Raw genomic sequence first — 14,066 nt, 5'->3', positions numbered from 1 at the left:
TTGCGGGAGAAGGGAGGGGGCGGCTCAGCCCCAGCAGTTCTCCAGGCCGTAGACGGTGTCCTTGGACGTGACCCCGGCCTGCGCCTTGTCGGTGATCAGCGTGACGCCCGTGTCGGTGTAACCGGACGCCTTCTTGCCGTCCTTGGCGTACGCCACGACGGCTTTGACCCCTTCGGCGGCCATCTTCAGCGGGTACTGCTGGGACGTCGCGGCGATCTTGCCGTCCTTGACCGCCTGGGTGCCGGTGCAGCCGCCGTCGACGGAGACGATCAGTACGTCCTTCTCCCGCCCCTTGGCCTTGAGCGCGGTGTACGCGCCCAGGGCGGCGGGCTCGTTGATGGTGTAGACGACGTTGATGTCCGGCTCCTTCTGGAGACAGTTCTCCATCGCCGTCTGGCCCTTGGCCTGGTCGCCGCCAGTGTCCTGGGCGCAGGCGACGTCCTTGTCGGTGGCGCCGAAGCCCTTCAGGAAGCCGTCGTGCCGCTGGACGCCGACGGAGACGCCCGGCGCGAGGTCGAGGGCGGCTATCTTCGCCGCCTTGCCCTTCATGGCGGCCTTGGCGTACGCGCCGATCAGCTCACCGGCCTTGACGTTGTCGGTGGCGAAGAGGGCGTCGACCGCGCTCTGAGGCTCGGTCGGGGTGTCCAGGGCGATGACCAGGACGCCCTTGGCCTTGGCCTTCTCGATCGCGGGCACGATGGCCTTGGAGTCGCTCGGAGTGATCAGGATGCCCTTCACGCCGGAGGCGACCATGTTCTCGACGGCGGTGATCTGACCGGCGTTGTCGCCGTCGAACTTGCCCGCGGCGGTGACCAGTTCGGCGCCGTTCTCCTTGGCGGCCTTCTCCGCGCCCTCCTTCATCTTCACGAAGAACGGGTTGGTGTCGGTCTTGGTGATCAGACCGACCTTGACGCCGCCCGACCCGGAGCTGGACGAGCCCGCTCCGGAGCCGGAACCGCAGGCCGTCAGGGTGAGGGCCGCGACGCCCGTGACAGCGGCGACTCCGAGGAGGGAGGAGGGCAGGCGAGTGGTACGGGGCATGATCGACTCCTGTGAGATCGCGAGCGGCACGGCGTTCGGTTCGGAGCACGCCGCCCGGGGTGTCATCGTTGACTTATGTCATCGTTGACACTGCCTGGCCAGGATGATGGACTCCGCCTCCCGGCAACGTCAATGCCTTGCGCGGGACACAAGTCCGTAACGCCCCCGCGGCCCGCCCGGTCCGCGCCCGCTTCCGCCTCGTCGTCCGCCTCGTCGTCCGCAGAGAAGAGCAGCCCGTGAACCCGCGTCAGATCACCGTCCTGGGGGAGTGCGTCGCGGACGCCTTCGCCGAGCCCGCGAGCGCCTCGAACGAACTCGCCCTGCGCGTACTGCCGGGCGGCGGACCCGCGAACACGGCGGTGTCCCTGGCCCGCCTCGGCACCCCCGCCCGCTTCCTCGCACGACTGTCCGGCGACGTGTTCGGGCGCCTGTTCCGGGCCCACCTGGAGGCGTCCGGGGTGGACCTGTCGTACGCCGTCGCGGCCGCGGAGCCCAGCACCCTGGCCGTGGCGGAGCTGGACGACCAGGGGCAGGCCGCGTTCTCCTTCCACGCGCAGAACACCGCCGACTGGCAGTGGACGGCCGAGGAGCTGGCACGGGTCGACCTCTCCGGGGCCGCCTGTGTGCACACCGGATCCCTGGCCCTGGTCCGGCAGCCCGGCGCGGCGGCGGTGGAGGACTTCCTGGCGGCGGCCGCTCCCCGGGCGACCGTCAGCATCGACCCCAATGTCCGGCCGCTGCTGGTGGACCCCGCCGTCTATCGCGCCCGTCTGGCGCGCTGGTGCGACCTCGCCGATGTGCTGCGGCTGAGCGAGGACGATCTGGAACTGCTGCTGCCGGGCACCTCGCCCGAGCGGGCGTGCGGCATCTGGCATGCGGCCGGGGCGCGGCTCGTCGTGATCACGCGCGGTGCCGGGGGCGCCCTGGCTTCGCTCGACGGTGAACAGGTCCAGGTGCCGGCCGTGGCGACGCGCGTCGTCGACACGGTGGGTGCGGGGGACTCCTTCACCGCCGGGCTGCTGCACCACCTCGGCGCTCGCGGGCTGCTGGGCGGCCGGCTGACGGAACTCCGCCTGGACGACGTCGAGGAAGCCTGCCGCTTCGGTGCCCGCGTGGCGGCCCTGACCTGCTCGGTCGCCGGCCCCAACCCGCCGTGGCAGCACCAGTTGGGGCCGTTCGCCGCGGCCGACGGCGCCTGACGGGCGGGTGGGCTGCTCAACAGGGCATCGCGGCCGGACCGTTGACGCACCGGCCGGATCTCCCCCATCAGCGGCCCCAGTTCCCCTTCACGCCGGAGAAGGACCGGATGAACGACCGAGGGCGTTCTCCGGACCGAGTGCCCGGGCGACCCCGTCATCGACAACGGCTCGGTGAAGCTCGGCCAGGCCCGCGTCCGGCACCTCGACTCCTACCGAGACTGACCCCGACCGAAGGACACAGCCCGTGAAGAAGACCCTGCTCGCCGAGTTCACCGCCCGCGAGGGAGCGGAGGACGAGGTCACCCGCCTGATCCTGGAGTACGCCGAGAAGGTGCGCGAGGAAGAGGGCAACCTCGTCTTCGACGTCTACACCAAGGCGTCCCACCCGCGCGCCTACTGGATCTTCGAGGTGTACCGGGACGAGGACGCCTTCCAGGCGCACCTGAAGGCTCCGTACGGCGGCCCGTTCAACGCCGCTCTCGCCTCGCTGATCGAGGAGGACGCCTCGGTGCTGACCTTCCTGGACGCGGTCACCTGACGCCTCTCCGTCCCGGGACCTCGTACGAGTCGCAGTTCAGGGCCGGTTTCGGAAGCATCCGAAACCGGCCCTCGGTCGTTCCTGGGGGCCTGAGCGGTCGGCGGGCAACACCGGGCTCCGGCATGGGCTTGCGCTTGGAAACTGATCGGTTTACGGTGGTGGAAACCGATCGGTTTCCGCCCTGTGGGGCCGTGACCGCTTTGAAGGTGCCGACGTCTTCGTCGCCCCGCCTCCGCCGCCCGACCAGGAGCCATGGCCCATGATTCACATCCCCGGCACCACCACCCACACCCTCGCCCCACGCAACGCCCGCGAGGGAACCCTGCGCTACCTCAAGGCGGGGACCGGTGCCCCCCTGGTCCTGCTGCACACTCTGCGCACGCAGGCCGAGCACTTCCGGCTCCTCATCCCGCTGGTCGCGGAGCGGTACACCGTGTACGCCCTCGACCTGCCGGGGATGGGGTACTCCGAGATCGTGCCCGGGGCGTCGTACGAAGAGCCGGCGCTGCGTACGGGCGTCGAGCGGCTGCTGACCGAACTCGACCTGCGCGATGTGACGTTGGCCGGAGAATCCCTCGGCGGAGTGCTCGCGCTGACCGCCGCGGCCGACATGCCGGAGCGGGTACGGCGCGTGGTCTCGGTGAACCCGTACGACTACCGGGACGGAATCGCCCGGTCCAGTGTCCTCGCGCGCGTGGTGATCGGCGGGATCATCGCTCCGGGAGTGGGCAGGTTGATCGCCGAGCAGGAGCCCAGGCCCGTCCTGCGCAGGATCCTTCAGGGCGGCGTCGGCGACAAGGCCGCTTTCCGGGACGACTATCTGGACGAGCTTCTCCGCTCGGGCAGACGTCCCGGCTTCCCGGCCGTCGCACGCGCCCTGTACCGGAACATGCCCAGCCTCATCGCGGCCCGCTCGCGCTACCCCCAGGTCAAGGCCCCCGTCCACCTCGTCTACGGCGAGAACGACTGGTCGCGCGCAGCGGACCGGGAGGCCAACAAGAGGCTGCTTCCCGCCGCCGAATTCACGCAGGTGCCGGGAGCGGACCACTTCATCTCGCTGGAGCGGCCGACCGTGGTGGCCGACCTGCTGAACGCGGTGGCCTGACAGAGACCGAACGGTCCTGAAACTCGTACAGACAATCCAGGAGTCGATGAACATGTCCTCGCATGCCACTTCCACCATCTTCGTCATCGGCGGAACCGGGGCACAAGGGATCCCCATCGTCCGCGCTCTCGTCGCCGACAAGAAATACTCCGTCAAGGTCCTCACCCGGGACGCCGGTTCGCCCCGGGCCCAGGAGCTCCTCGCGCTCGGCAATGTGTCCCTCCTCGAAGGGACATTCGCCGACGAGGACGTACTGCGCGAAGGGTTCCGCGGCTGTGACGGGGTGTTCGTCAACATCGACGGGTTCAACACCGGAGAGAAGACGGAGACCTACTGGGCCATCCGTACATATGAGATCGCGATCGAGGAAGGCATCAAGTTCTTCGTCTACGGAAACCTCGACTACGCCCTCAAGAAGTCGGGCTACGACTCCAGGTTCCGCACCGGCCACTACGACGGAAAGGGTCGCATGGCCGAATGGGTGCTGTTCCAGAACGAGAAGAACAGGGACCGGATGGGAGCGGCGGTCTTCACCTCCGGCCCCTACATCGAGATGGTGATCTCGCCGCTCACGCCCATGACGCCCTCGGTCGAGGACGGGGTCGTCACCTGGCGGGTCCCGCTCGGTGAGGGGGCCGTCCCGCACGTGTCTCTTGAGGACTGCGGATTCTATGTCCGCTGGCTCTTCGACCACCCGGAACGGGCCAACGGCATGGACCTGGAAGTCGCCATCGAGCACATGACCTATGCCGATATGGCCGCGGCTTTCGAGAAGGTCACCGGGCACCCGGCACGGTACATCGACACCGATCTGGACACCTATTGGAGCCATCCGGACCTGACGGGAATCGCTGATCATCCCGCCGGATACAACGCCGACCCCGACGACAAGAGCACCATGAGCTTCCGGGACAATTTCACCGGATTCTGGAACGTGTGGAAGCACGGAATCATCACCCGGGACTACGCCCTGCTCGACGAGATCCACCCCGACAGGATCAGGACCGCTGAAGAATGGTTCCGGAGGGAGGACCGGTCGGGCAGGGAATCCGGCAAGGGGAGCCTCTGGGAAAGGGTCCAGCCGGAGAGCTGGACCATGGACTCCGCGGTCCTCAAGAGCAGCGCGGACTTCAGGACGGGCAAGCTGTAGACGGACCGGCCGGCTCGCGGGAGTCGCGAGCCGGCCGGTCGTGGTGCCGGGGGCTTCCGGTCAGGCCCCCGGCGCCGACAGTTCGGCGCGCACCGTCGCCAGGGCCGTCGGTGACACGCCTCGGCGGCTGAGGAACGGCACGAGGCCCCCGTGCCGTTCGCGTACCTCGGAGAGCAGCGTGTGCATCGTCTCGTCGCGGACCTGCATCCGGTGGAGGTAGTCGTCGCGGGTGTGACCCCGGCGCAGCCACTTGTCCTGGAAGCGGTCGACCTGGGCGACGAGGTCGCGGGCGCTCTCGGCGTAGTCGCGGGCGATGTCGTCGCGGGGACAGCCGAGGAGGTCGAGGACGGAGGCGACGGCGAGCCCGGTGCGGTCCTTGCCGAAGTGGCAGCAGACGAGGAACGGCTCCGGGGCCGCCAGGGCCAGCGCCGTGAACAGGCCGGGCCAGCAGGCGTCGTACGCGTCCGTGAGGATGCCGTGGTAGTAGCGGACGACGTCCGCGGTGGTCGGGCGGGGTGCGGCCACCGCGGCGCCGGAGTAGCCGGTCAGGGGGGCCTGGACCCAGTCGAGGCCGGCGTCGATGAGGGACTGCGGGGGCCCGTACGCGGCGGTCTCGCGGGCGCTGCGCAGGTCGATGACCGTACGGATGCCGTAGCGGTCCCGCAGGACGGCCGCGTCCTCGGGGGTGCACGCGCTGACGTACCCGCAGCGGAACAGCCGGCCGGGCCGCAGCCCCCGCGCGCGGACCTCCCGGAAGTTGACGCCGACGGCCTCGGACTCCACGTTCCAGATCAGCATGGCCGCCTCTCCCCGGAAGCGGAGGCCAGCCCCAGAGCCTCCGTCACCTCCGCCCAGAACCGCGGGAAGTCGGCGTTGACGTCGGGCCCGTACCGCACGCGGACCCGGGGCAGCCGGCCCAGCCCGTCGAGGACCCGGGCCCGCGCCCGCGCGTCGAAGGGCCGGGGCGCGAGGATGCCGAGGTAGTCGACGAAGTACCGCAGGGCACGCCCGCTGGTCGGCTCCAGCTCGGGCACCGGATCGCCGGAGGTGTCCGCCGCCACCGTCCACCCGCTCATGTGCGGATCGGCGACGGGCAGGACGATCCCGGCCGGCTCGGCGTGCTGCGCGCACCGCGTCCCGGTGATCGCGGTGAACTCGTCGATGTCGCAGTACAGCCGCACCCGCCCCTCGCGCGACCACGAGTTCGCCGAGGGCATCGGCAGCGGCCCCACGGGAGCGTCGCCGTAGCGCCGCAGCGGATGCGTCTCGAACCCCTCCCGCGCCGGATGCCCGGCGAGCGCGCCGACCCCGATCCCGAGCCGGCGCGGTGCCCCGCTCACCGCGAGCGGTCCGCCGGGCCCCTCGTCCCAGGCGAGCAGGGTGTCGTCGGAGACGAAGTCCCAGCCGGCCAGCGTCGACGCGAGGAACGCGAGCGTCGACTTGCCGGAACCGCTGTTCCCGAACACGGCGACGGCCTGTCCGCCGCGCGCGACGGCGGACCCGTGCAGCACCGGCACCCCGCCGGAGTGCAGCTGCGCGCTGAGCAGGAACGCCACCAGCCGTACGACGGCCCGCCGCGACCTGGGCGTGTCCTCGGCGATGTCGAGGCGCACGGCCCGCTCGCCGCGGTTGACGCTGATCAGGACCGGATCGCTGTCCTCCTCCATGTCCCGCAGCGTCACCATCGTGTCGCTCAGATGCTCCAGGACGACCATGCGGGGCCCGTCCTCGTCGAGCCACAGCTGCGGGCTGCGCGGCACGGCGTCCAGGTCGCCGCGGGCGACGGGCAGCTCCGGCGAGCAGCGCACCGATACGGTGACCGCGCCGGGATCCGCGCCGGCGGTCGGCACGAAGTACGGTCCGAGCAGCGCCGTGAGGAACGCGTTCAGTTCCGGCAGCTCGCTCGCGACGGACAGCCGGGCGAACCACCGCGACAGGGTGAAGACCTCACCCGGTGGGGACACGGCCGGTTCGTCGAGCAGGGTGGTGCGCGGGTTTCCCGTCACAAGGGGCCTTCCTTTCGCGGTTCTCGCACGGCCGGACGCCCGCCGCCCGGCCCGAAGCGGCCACGTTTCATCCTGGGCACCGGGTCCGCCGCGGGCAGGGGGCGTTCCACAGCCCGGAACACGGACCGGGCTCATCCCCGCACGTCCGCCCCGAACGCCCGCAGCTTGGCCGGCAGGTTCTCGTAGCCGCGCGCCAGATGCCCCACCCCGTGCACCACATGGCGCCCGCCGGCCGTCAGCGCGCCGATCACCAGCGCCATCACGGCCCGCAGGTCACCCCCGCGCAGATCCCCGGCCGCGAGGCTCAGCGTGCTGGGCCGCACGGTCAGCCGGGACCCGGAGACGGTGAGGTCGGCGCCGAGCGCGCGCAGGCCCTCGGCGTACCCGAACCGCGAGCCCCACACGAGGTCGGTCAGCACGGACGTCCCCGACGCCCGCAGCAGCACCGGCACCAGCAGGGCGAGGGCGTCGCTGTAGACGAGGTGCGAGGCGGCGACCACCTCGACGGGCTCGATCCGCCGCACCCGCCCGACGTGCAGCGTGTCCCCTTCCCAGGCCATCGGGATGCCCATGGCCGCCAGGACCGCCAGCTCGGGCGCGAGCCCGGCGCGCACCGCGTCGGGGCGGTCGAGCCGCACCTGTGACCCGGTGTCGAGGCAGACCGACAGGGCGATCATCGTGACCACTTCCATCAGGTCGGACGGCAGCCGCAGTTCAGTGCCGCCGACCGGTCCGCCCCGCCCCTCGATCTCGATCTCGTCCGCCCCGATCCGCACCGGCACCCCGGCCGAGCCGAGCGCCCGCGCCAGCTCCAGCACATCGGCCTTCGGGTACGGCTCGCGCAGCACGGTCGTGCCGGACGCGACGGCGCCGAGCAGCAGCGCCGTCTTCGTCGCCCCCGAGTAGTACGGCCCGGTGAGGGTGCCGGTCACCGGCTCCCGTACGGCGAAGTCGGCGAGGTCGACGACGGTGCCGCGCAGCCCGGACAGCGGCGCGGTCGCGCTGAAGGCGCCGTCCGACAGGTCGGTGCGGGCGCCGAAGCGTTCCATCACGGCGGCGATGTGGGACAGCGGGCGCGCGCCCGCCGAGCCTGCGCCGATCCGGCAGCCGCCGTGCCGGCCCGACACGACCCTGCCGGTCGCGGCGAGCAGCGCGGGCAGCAGGTAGACCCCGCCGTGCACCTGCGCGGACAGCTCGTCCGGGATGCGGTGCCCGCTCAGCTCCCCGGCGAGGACGCGGACCGTGCCCGCCCGCCGGTCGTGCGTGACGGCGGCCCCCGCCCCGCCGAGCAGCGCGGTCAGGACCCGGGTGTCGGCGATGTCGGGCACGTTGGAGATCACCCAGGGCCGGTCCGCGAGGCAGGCGGCGGCGAGGGCCGGGACGAGGAGGTGCTTGAACCCGGAGACGCCCACGCGCACCGAGGACGGGGTCCGCGTCCGGGAGAGCTCCCAGCTGTCGGGCGCGGCCTCGGCCGTACGCGGGGCCGTGATCACAGGCGCTGCAGTGCGCATGAAAGGGGTCCTTTCCTACGGGGGGATGCCGGAGTCCTGGGAACCCTAGGGCGCACGCGCATTTACGGACGGAACGGGTTTCGCGCGGTGGAACGCGCTTTCCCGAAAGCGCGGCACAAGGCGTTCCGCCGGGAGAAACCCCGGATTCCGTACGGCCCCGATCCGCACCAGCATCCTGGGAAAGGTACGAGGCAGGAGTGAATCCATGAAGGTACTGGTCATCTGGCCGCCTCATGTCCCCAGCTACTTCAACGCCGGTCATCACACGCCCGCGTTCATGACCGCGGGCCACCTGCGGCGCGATCCCCGGGTGACCCGCGTGGACGTGCGCGACGCCGGGGTGCTGAACATGAACTGGAAGGCGGTCGGCGATCTGCTCTTCCAGGGCGACTACGACGTCGTCGCCGTGATGAACGACTTCGACGCGGTCGACGGTCTGGAGCGGTTCATCGCCTACGCGAGGGAGCTGTCGCCGCGCAGCCGCCTGGTCACGTTCGGCCGCCTGAGCAGCATGAACCCCGGCTACTTCAAGCGCTACGACCTGGACGCCATCGTCCGGTCCGGCGACTACGAGTGCGGGGTCGCCCAGGTCGTCGACGCCGTCGCGCGGGAGAACTGGCCCCAGGGACCGCTGCCGGGCGTCGCCGTGCGGGCGGCCGGGCAGTGGCACGACCCGCACCTGCCCGGCGGGACGCTGCCGGCCGAGGAGTGGACTTTGCCGGACGTCGACGAGATCCCCTACGCCGCCTACGACCGGCTCTACGCCCGCGACGACCACAAGTTCTGCGGCATCCCCTTCCGCCGCGAACTGGTCGTGCCGGCCGCGCGCGGCTGCCCCATCGGCTGCGACTTCTGCGAAGTGCCCTCGATATTCGGGCTCAAGGAACGCCGCCTGTCGGTGGAGAGGACCGTCCAGTACATCGAGGACGCTTTCGCCCGCCACCCCTTCGAGTACGTCGCCTTCTACGCGCCCACGTTCACCCTGGACCGCCGCTGGGTGAAGGAACTGTGCGCCCGCTTCCAGCAGAGCGAACTGAAACCGCGCTGGAAATGCGCCACCACCATCCACCACCTCAACGAGGAACTCGTCACGCTGATGGGCGCCTCGGGCTGCGTCCGGATCTCGGTCGGCCTGGAGACCCTCGAACCCGACAGCCAGGGCACCCTGCCGCGGGCCAAGCAGATCGAGGACGAGAAGTTCCGCACGCTCGCCGGCTGGTGCGAGCGCGCCGGCATCGAGCTGAACGCCTTCGTCATCGTCGGCCTCCCCGGCACCACCCCCGCCGGAGTCGCCCGCACCCTCGACGTCGCCCGGCGCACCGGGGCCCGCGTACGCCCCACCATGTACACCCCGTACCACGGCATCCCCGCCGACCTGACCCCCTTGCAGATCAGCCGCTACAACCGCCAGCTCCTCGCCGAACCCGGCGACCCGCTGGCACGCGAGTGGTACGGGTACATGTTCGGCCACGAGGACCGGCTGACGACGGTGTACGAGGCCGTCCCGCAGCACACGGCCCATGACGCGGCGTGAGACGGTGACGGCGAGGGCGGCCGGGGTGGCCGGGCCGGGCAGGGCAGTCGGGGCCGCCAGGACGGCCGGGGCAGCCGGGACGGTCGGGACGGTCGGGGCGACGCCCGCGCCGGCCGGCCTCGCGGACGCTGCCCCCGCCACCCCCCTCGTCCCCCGCTTCCCCGTCCACGCCCGTGCCCTGACCCTCGGTCATCCGCCCCGGCAGCGCTTCGCCGGGGTCAATCTGAAGAGCTGCGAGCTTCAGCACCCGCTGGCCGACCGGCTGGTCGCCGAGGCGTCGAGGGCGCTCACCCCGGCCGACGCGCGGTCGTACCCCGTCCTCACCCGGGTGCGGGCCCAGGTGGGTGCCCGGTACGGGGTCGACGCCGGGCAGGTCGTCCTCACCGCGGGCTCCGACAGCGCGATCGGCATGCTGGTCGACGCGTTCGCGGTGCCCGCGGGGCGGCTGATCGTGCCGCAGCCGGCGTTCGAGGCGTGGGAGCACTACGCCCGGCTGCGCGGCGTGCCGGTGACCGCCGTACGCCAGCTGCGGGGGCGGCCTCCCCGGCTGGACAACGCCGAGTTGTTCGACGCCGTCCGCACCCACCCGCCGTCCGTCGTCGCGCTCACCAACCCGGCCGGCCTGTCGGGGCTGCCGCTGGCGCCCGCCGAGGTCGCCCTCCTCGCCGAGACGTGCGAGCGGTACGGGCATCTGCTGGTGATCGACGAGTGCTACGGCGCCTACGCGGGCGTGACGCACGCCCCGCTGCTCGCCGGCCATCCCCACCTCGTCGTCGTCCGCTCCCACTCCAAGTCCCACGCCCTGGCCGGCGCCCGCATCGCCGCCGTCCTCGCGGGCGAGGACATCGCGGGCCACCTCACCGCCTACCGCCCGGACAGCACGGTCTCAGGACCCGCGCTCGCCCTGCTGTCCCGGCTCCTGGAGCGCACGGCGGAGTTCGCCGAGGTGTGGGACGACGTACGCGCCATCCGCGACGAGTTCGCCGGCGCCGTCGAGGAGGTCAGGTCCGGCTGGCGGCGGCTCGAACCCGGCGGGAACTTCGTCACCTTCCACACCGGCTCCGCCACCGAGCCCGCGCGCGCCGAACGGGCCCTGCTGGACGCCGGGTTCAGGACCCGCGCGTTCACCGGACTGCCCGGCCTCGGGGAGTGCCTGCGGATCTCGCTGGCCGACCGGCCCGTCATGCGCCGGGTCGTCGACGTGCTCGACGGACGGGGTGCGCGATGAAGCAGCCGGCGCCGCCGGCCGGCCGGGTCGCCGTCCTCGGCAGCCCCGGCAGCGGCAAGTCGACGTTCTGCCACGGCCTGGCCGCCGCCGGGATCCCCGTCTTCCACCTCGACGACCTGTACTGGCGGGCCGGCTGGCGCCGCCCTCTGCCCGAGGAGTGGCGGCGCACGGTCGCCGGGGTGGCGAGCGGCGACCGGTGGATCGTGGACGGCAACCACCTCGACACCGTCCCCGAGCGGCTCGCCCGCGCCGAGATCGTCGTCCTGCTCGACCTGCCGGTCCTCGTCTGCGCCTGGCAGGTCGTACGGCGCAGCCGCCGCCTGCGCCGCCACCACGGCGCCGACGGCGAGTACCTGCCCCGCGGCCTGCACGCGGCCGACCCGCCCGTGCGGGACCTGCCCGCGCTGCTGCGCAAGGTCCTGGGCTTCCGGCGCCGCGAACTCGTCGAACTGCGGCGGCTGCTGGCCGCGTTCGACGGCCGGGTCGTCGTCTGCCGGTCGCGGCGCGCGGCACGTACGGCGCAGCGCGAGCTGACCGCCCTGCTGCGGGCCCACCCCGGCGCCGCCGGGCCGCTGCCGGAGCAGACCCCGTGCACCTGCGGCGGCCCGGACGGGCCCGCCGCCTCCCGCCCCCAGGAGGACCGATGACACCGCTGACCCACGACCCGGTGCTGCTGGCCTACGCCCGCAGTGAGACCGTGCCCTTCCCCTACCACCACCTGCCCGAGACGTTCCCGGCCGAGACGGCCGCACGGCTGCGCGAGACGTTCCCGCGCACCGGGTTCACCCGGGTCGCCGGACAGGACCCGGACAAGACGTACACGATGTGGACGCGTCCCCTGCACCCGGAGCCGGCCGGTGAACTCCCGCAGCCCTGGCGGGAGTTCGTCCGCGAGGTGACCGGCGCCCGCTACCGGGCCGGCCTCGCCGCGCTGACCGGGCTGCCCGTGGAGTCCTGCCCCGTCGAGGTCAACCTCTGGCGCTACCCGCCGGACTGCTGGCTCGACCCGCACGTCGACAAGCCGGGCAAGCTCGTCACCCACGTCTTCTACTTCAACGAGCCCTGGTCCGCGTCCTGGGGCGGCAGCCTGCTGCTCCTCGGCTCGCAGGACGAGGGCGACGTGGTCCGGCGTATCACCCCGGTCCACAACTCCAGCGTCGTCCTGGTGCGCGGCGAGACGTCCTGGCACGCCGTGGAGAAAGCCCGCCCCGGAAACCCCGACGCGGTACGGCTCTCCGCCCAGGTGATTTTCCACCGCCCCGAGTGATATCCCGTTCCACCGTACGAAACCGCCGCTGCCGCGCCGATACGGGCGACGGTAACGTCGAAGACACCGGCGAGATCGGAAAGCCGCCCGGAACCGGCGTGAACACCCCTTATTCCCTGCCCTCGGAACGAGCGCGGGAACGCTGCGCGCCCAGGTTCCGCGGCTTACCGGTCTCGCCGGTCCGTTTTCCCCCGGTCCCGCCTCGAACTCCAGGAATCTCCATGGGAAACCCTGTCGTGAAAGCAGTGCCCGAGGATTTCGTCGTGCGGGAGGTCATGGCCCTTCCGCAACGGACCTCGGCAGACCCCGGCCACACCTATCTGAACCTGCGCAAGAAGGGCTTCACCACCTTCGAGGCGATGGACCTGATCGCCCGCCACCTCGCCCTCCCCGCCGACGCGGTCTCCGCCGCCGGCCTCAAGGACGAGGACGGCGTCACCGAGCAGACCCTGTCCGTCGCGGCCGAGGTGCCGTCCGCGCTCCTCGACGCGTTCAACCGGCGCTGGACCCCCGGCACGGGCCGCTGGCTCGCCCTGGGCCACGCCGGAGTCGGCGCCCGGCGCCTGGGCATCGGCGAACTCCTGGGCAACGCCTTCCTGCTGACGCTGCGCGGTCTGGAGGCCGACGAGGCGGACCGGCTCAAGGCGGTGCCGCGCGGCGAGGCACCCCTCCTGTTCGCCAACCACTACGACACCCAGCGCTTCGGCGTCGCGGGCGGCCCCAAGGTCACCCACCTCATCGGTCAGGCCCTCCTCGACGGCGACCCGGAGCTCGCCCTCGAACTGCTGCGCACCTCCGAGTCCCACGAGGGCGGCCTCGCGCTCGAACACACCGGCTCCGCCGAGGAGTTCTTCGCCGGGCTCGACCAGCGGGTGGCCGCCTTCTACCGGACGGCGCACTCCTCGTACCTGTGGAACCACCGGCTCGGCCGGCTCCTCGAACAGCACGGCCCCGAGGTCGTGCGGACCGAACGCGAAGGGCTCGGCTACACCTACCCCACCACCGCCCGGCCCCTGCTCGGCCTGCTCGACGAACTGCCCGAGCTGGAGTACGACAAGTGGCGCTGGTCCGACGGCGCGCTGCGCCGCACGGTCTCGCGCCGGCCGACGGTCCTGCAGACGGTCGTCACCGTGCGGGACGTCGAACCCGACGACATGTTCGGCGGGCTGTGGAAGTGCGCGGTCTCCTTCATGCTCCCCTCGGGCGCCTACGCCACCAACGCCGTCTCGCAGTTCCTGCTCCGCCTCGCCCACGCGCAGCGGGCCGTGCTCACCGCGAGCTGAACTCCGCCGGGCCGCGGCCCCTTTCCCCCCGAAGTACGGGAGGAAAGGGGCCGCTTTCGGTTGTCCCGGCCGGAAACGGCCAGGCCGGTTCCGCCGTTCCAGCGGCCTTCCGGGCGGGCCTTCGCCGACGGCAGACTCGAAAGGGAACGAGACGCCCCGGCAGACCGGACGTCTCCCGCACCGCCCGCACCGGTGCTCGCTCTT

The 14,066-nt window shown here is 72.0% G+C and carries 13 protein-coding genes; 9 read left to right on the top strand and 4 right to left on the bottom strand.

Annotated elements, in window-relative coordinates; all coding sequences use genetic code 11:
* Window positions 1-24: 24 nt before the first annotated feature.
* Window positions 25-1,041 (bottom strand): substrate-binding domain-containing protein, encoded by a 1,017-nt coding sequence (locus tag ACLZOT_RS43370; protein ID WP_416974746.1) that lies wholly within the window; start codon window positions 1,039-1,041, stop codon window positions 25-27.
* Window positions 1,042-1,277: 236 nt separating this feature from the next.
* Here ACLZOT_RS43370 and ACLZOT_RS43365 point away from each other — a divergent pair, with 236 nt between their 5' ends.
* The 4 genes from ACLZOT_RS43365 to ACLZOT_RS43350 all read left to right on the top strand — a co-directional run bounded on the left by ACLZOT_RS43365 (window position 1,278) and on the right by ACLZOT_RS43350 (window position 5,033).
* Entirely contained in the window at window positions 1,278-2,240 is a 963-nt protein-coding gene (locus tag ACLZOT_RS43365) for a carbohydrate kinase family protein (protein ID WP_416974804.1), read from the top strand.
* A gap of 244 nt (window positions 2,241-2,484) precedes the next feature.
* A complete protein-coding gene (locus tag ACLZOT_RS43360; protein ID WP_416974745.1) occupies window positions 2,485-2,778 on the top strand; it encodes a putative quinol monooxygenase in 294 nt (97 codons plus the stop codon).
* Between the two features lie 259 nt (window positions 2,779-3,037).
* A complete protein-coding gene (locus ACLZOT_RS43355; RefSeq protein WP_416974744.1) occupies window positions 3,038-3,883 on the top strand; it encodes an alpha/beta fold hydrolase in 846 nt (281 codons plus the stop codon).
* A gap of 52 nt (window positions 3,884-3,935) precedes the next feature.
* Window positions 3,936-5,033 carry an NmrA family NAD(P)-binding protein gene (locus tag ACLZOT_RS43350; RefSeq protein ID WP_416974743.1) on the top strand — a complete coding sequence of 366 codons (1,098 nt, stop codon included), beginning with the start codon at window positions 3,936-3,938 and terminating at the stop codon, window positions 5,031-5,033.
* A gap of 60 nt (window positions 5,034-5,093) precedes the next feature.
* Here ACLZOT_RS43350 and ACLZOT_RS43345 read toward each other — a convergent pair whose 3' ends face one another.
* From ACLZOT_RS43345 to ACLZOT_RS43335, 3 genes are all read right to left on the bottom strand, one after another.
* Window positions 5,094-5,831, bottom strand: a complete 738-nt coding sequence (locus ACLZOT_RS43345; RefSeq protein ID WP_416974742.1) for a tyrosine-protein phosphatase — start codon at window positions 5,829-5,831, stop codon at window positions 5,094-5,096.
* Window positions 5,825-7,039, bottom strand: coding sequence for a hypothetical protein (locus ACLZOT_RS43340; RefSeq protein WP_416974741.1), 1,215 nt, complete (start codon window positions 7,037-7,039; stop codon window positions 5,825-5,827). The genes ACLZOT_RS43345 and ACLZOT_RS43340 overlap by 7 nt, the downstream gene beginning before the upstream one ends.
* 131 nt (window positions 7,040-7,170) lie before the next feature.
* A complete protein-coding gene (locus tag ACLZOT_RS43335) occupies window positions 7,171-8,550 on the bottom strand; it encodes a hypothetical protein (RefSeq protein ID WP_416974740.1) in 1,380 nt (459 codons plus the stop codon).
* 205 nt (window positions 8,551-8,755) lie between these two features.
* On the opposite strand from ACLZOT_RS43335, the gene ACLZOT_RS43330 reads away from it, so the two are divergent.
* From ACLZOT_RS43330 to truD, 5 genes are all read left to right on the top strand, one after another.
* Entirely contained in the window at window positions 8,756-10,084 is a 1,329-nt protein-coding gene (locus ACLZOT_RS43330) for a B12-binding domain-containing radical SAM protein (protein ID WP_416974739.1), read from the top strand.
* Window positions 10,071-11,312, top strand: coding sequence for an aminotransferase class I/II-fold pyridoxal phosphate-dependent enzyme (locus tag ACLZOT_RS43325; protein ID WP_416974738.1), 1,242 nt, complete (start codon window positions 10,071-10,073; stop codon window positions 11,310-11,312). Before ACLZOT_RS43330 ends, ACLZOT_RS43325 begins: the two co-directional genes overlap by 14 nt.
* Window positions 11,309-11,959: a hypothetical protein gene (locus ACLZOT_RS43320; RefSeq protein ID WP_416974737.1), complete on the top strand. Its 651-nt coding sequence runs from the start codon at window positions 11,309-11,311 to the stop codon at window positions 11,957-11,959. The genes ACLZOT_RS43325 and ACLZOT_RS43320 overlap by 4 nt, the downstream gene beginning before the upstream one ends.
* Complete coding sequence (locus ACLZOT_RS43315) at window positions 11,956-12,579, top strand: 2OG-Fe(II) oxygenase (protein ID WP_416974736.1); 624 nt, start codon at window positions 11,956-11,958, stop codon at window positions 12,577-12,579. Before ACLZOT_RS43320 ends, ACLZOT_RS43315 begins: the two co-directional genes overlap by 4 nt.
* 221 nt (window positions 12,580-12,800) lie before the next feature.
* A complete protein-coding gene (gene truD, locus ACLZOT_RS43310; protein WP_416974735.1) occupies window positions 12,801-13,862 on the top strand; it encodes a tRNA pseudouridine(13) synthase TruD in 1,062 nt (353 codons plus the stop codon).
* The last annotated feature ends 204 nt before the right edge of the window (window positions 13,863-14,066 follow it).

Source organism: Streptomyces sp. 4F14 (assembly GCF_048159485.1).
Taxonomy (GTDB): Bacteria; Actinomycetota; Actinomycetes; order Streptomycetales; family Streptomycetaceae; genus Streptomyces.
The sequence above is the reverse complement of the archived record's forward strand: the minus strand, read 5'-3'. Positions and strand labels throughout refer to the sequence as shown.

Excerpts from the sequence above, each read along its gene's own strand:
- ACLZOT_RS43370 (WP_416974746.1), bottom strand. The coding sequence starts at position 1,041 with ATGCCCCGTACCACTCGCCTGCCCTCCTCCCTCCTCGGAGTCGCCGCT.
- ACLZOT_RS43355 (WP_416974744.1), top strand. The coding sequence starts at position 3,038 with ATGATTCACATCCCCGGCACCACCACCCACACCCTCGCCCCACGCAAC.
- ACLZOT_RS43350 (WP_416974743.1), top strand. The coding sequence starts at position 3,936 with ATGTCCTCGCATGCCACTTCCACCATCTTCGTCATCGGCGGAACCGGG.
- ACLZOT_RS43345 (WP_416974742.1), bottom strand. The coding sequence starts at position 5,831 with ATGCTGATCTGGAACGTGGAGTCCGAGGCCGTCGGCGTCAACTTCCGG.
- ACLZOT_RS43335 (WP_416974740.1), bottom strand. The coding sequence starts at position 8,550 with ATGCGCACTGCAGCGCCTGTGATCACGGCCCCGCGTACGGCCGAGGCC.
- ACLZOT_RS43330 (WP_416974739.1), top strand. The coding sequence starts at position 8,756 with ATGAAGGTACTGGTCATCTGGCCGCCTCATGTCCCCAGCTACTTCAAC.
- ACLZOT_RS43325 (WP_416974738.1), top strand. The coding sequence starts at position 10,071 with ATGACGCGGCGTGAGACGGTGACGGCGAGGGCGGCCGGGGTGGCCGGG.
- ACLZOT_RS43320 (WP_416974737.1), top strand. The coding sequence starts at position 11,309 with ATGAAGCAGCCGGCGCCGCCGGCCGGCCGGGTCGCCGTCCTCGGCAGC.
- ACLZOT_RS43315 (WP_416974736.1), top strand. The coding sequence starts at position 11,956 with ATGACACCGCTGACCCACGACCCGGTGCTGCTGGCCTACGCCCGCAGT.
- truD (WP_416974735.1), top strand. The coding sequence starts at position 12,801 with ATGGGAAACCCTGTCGTGAAAGCAGTGCCCGAGGATTTCGTCGTGCGG.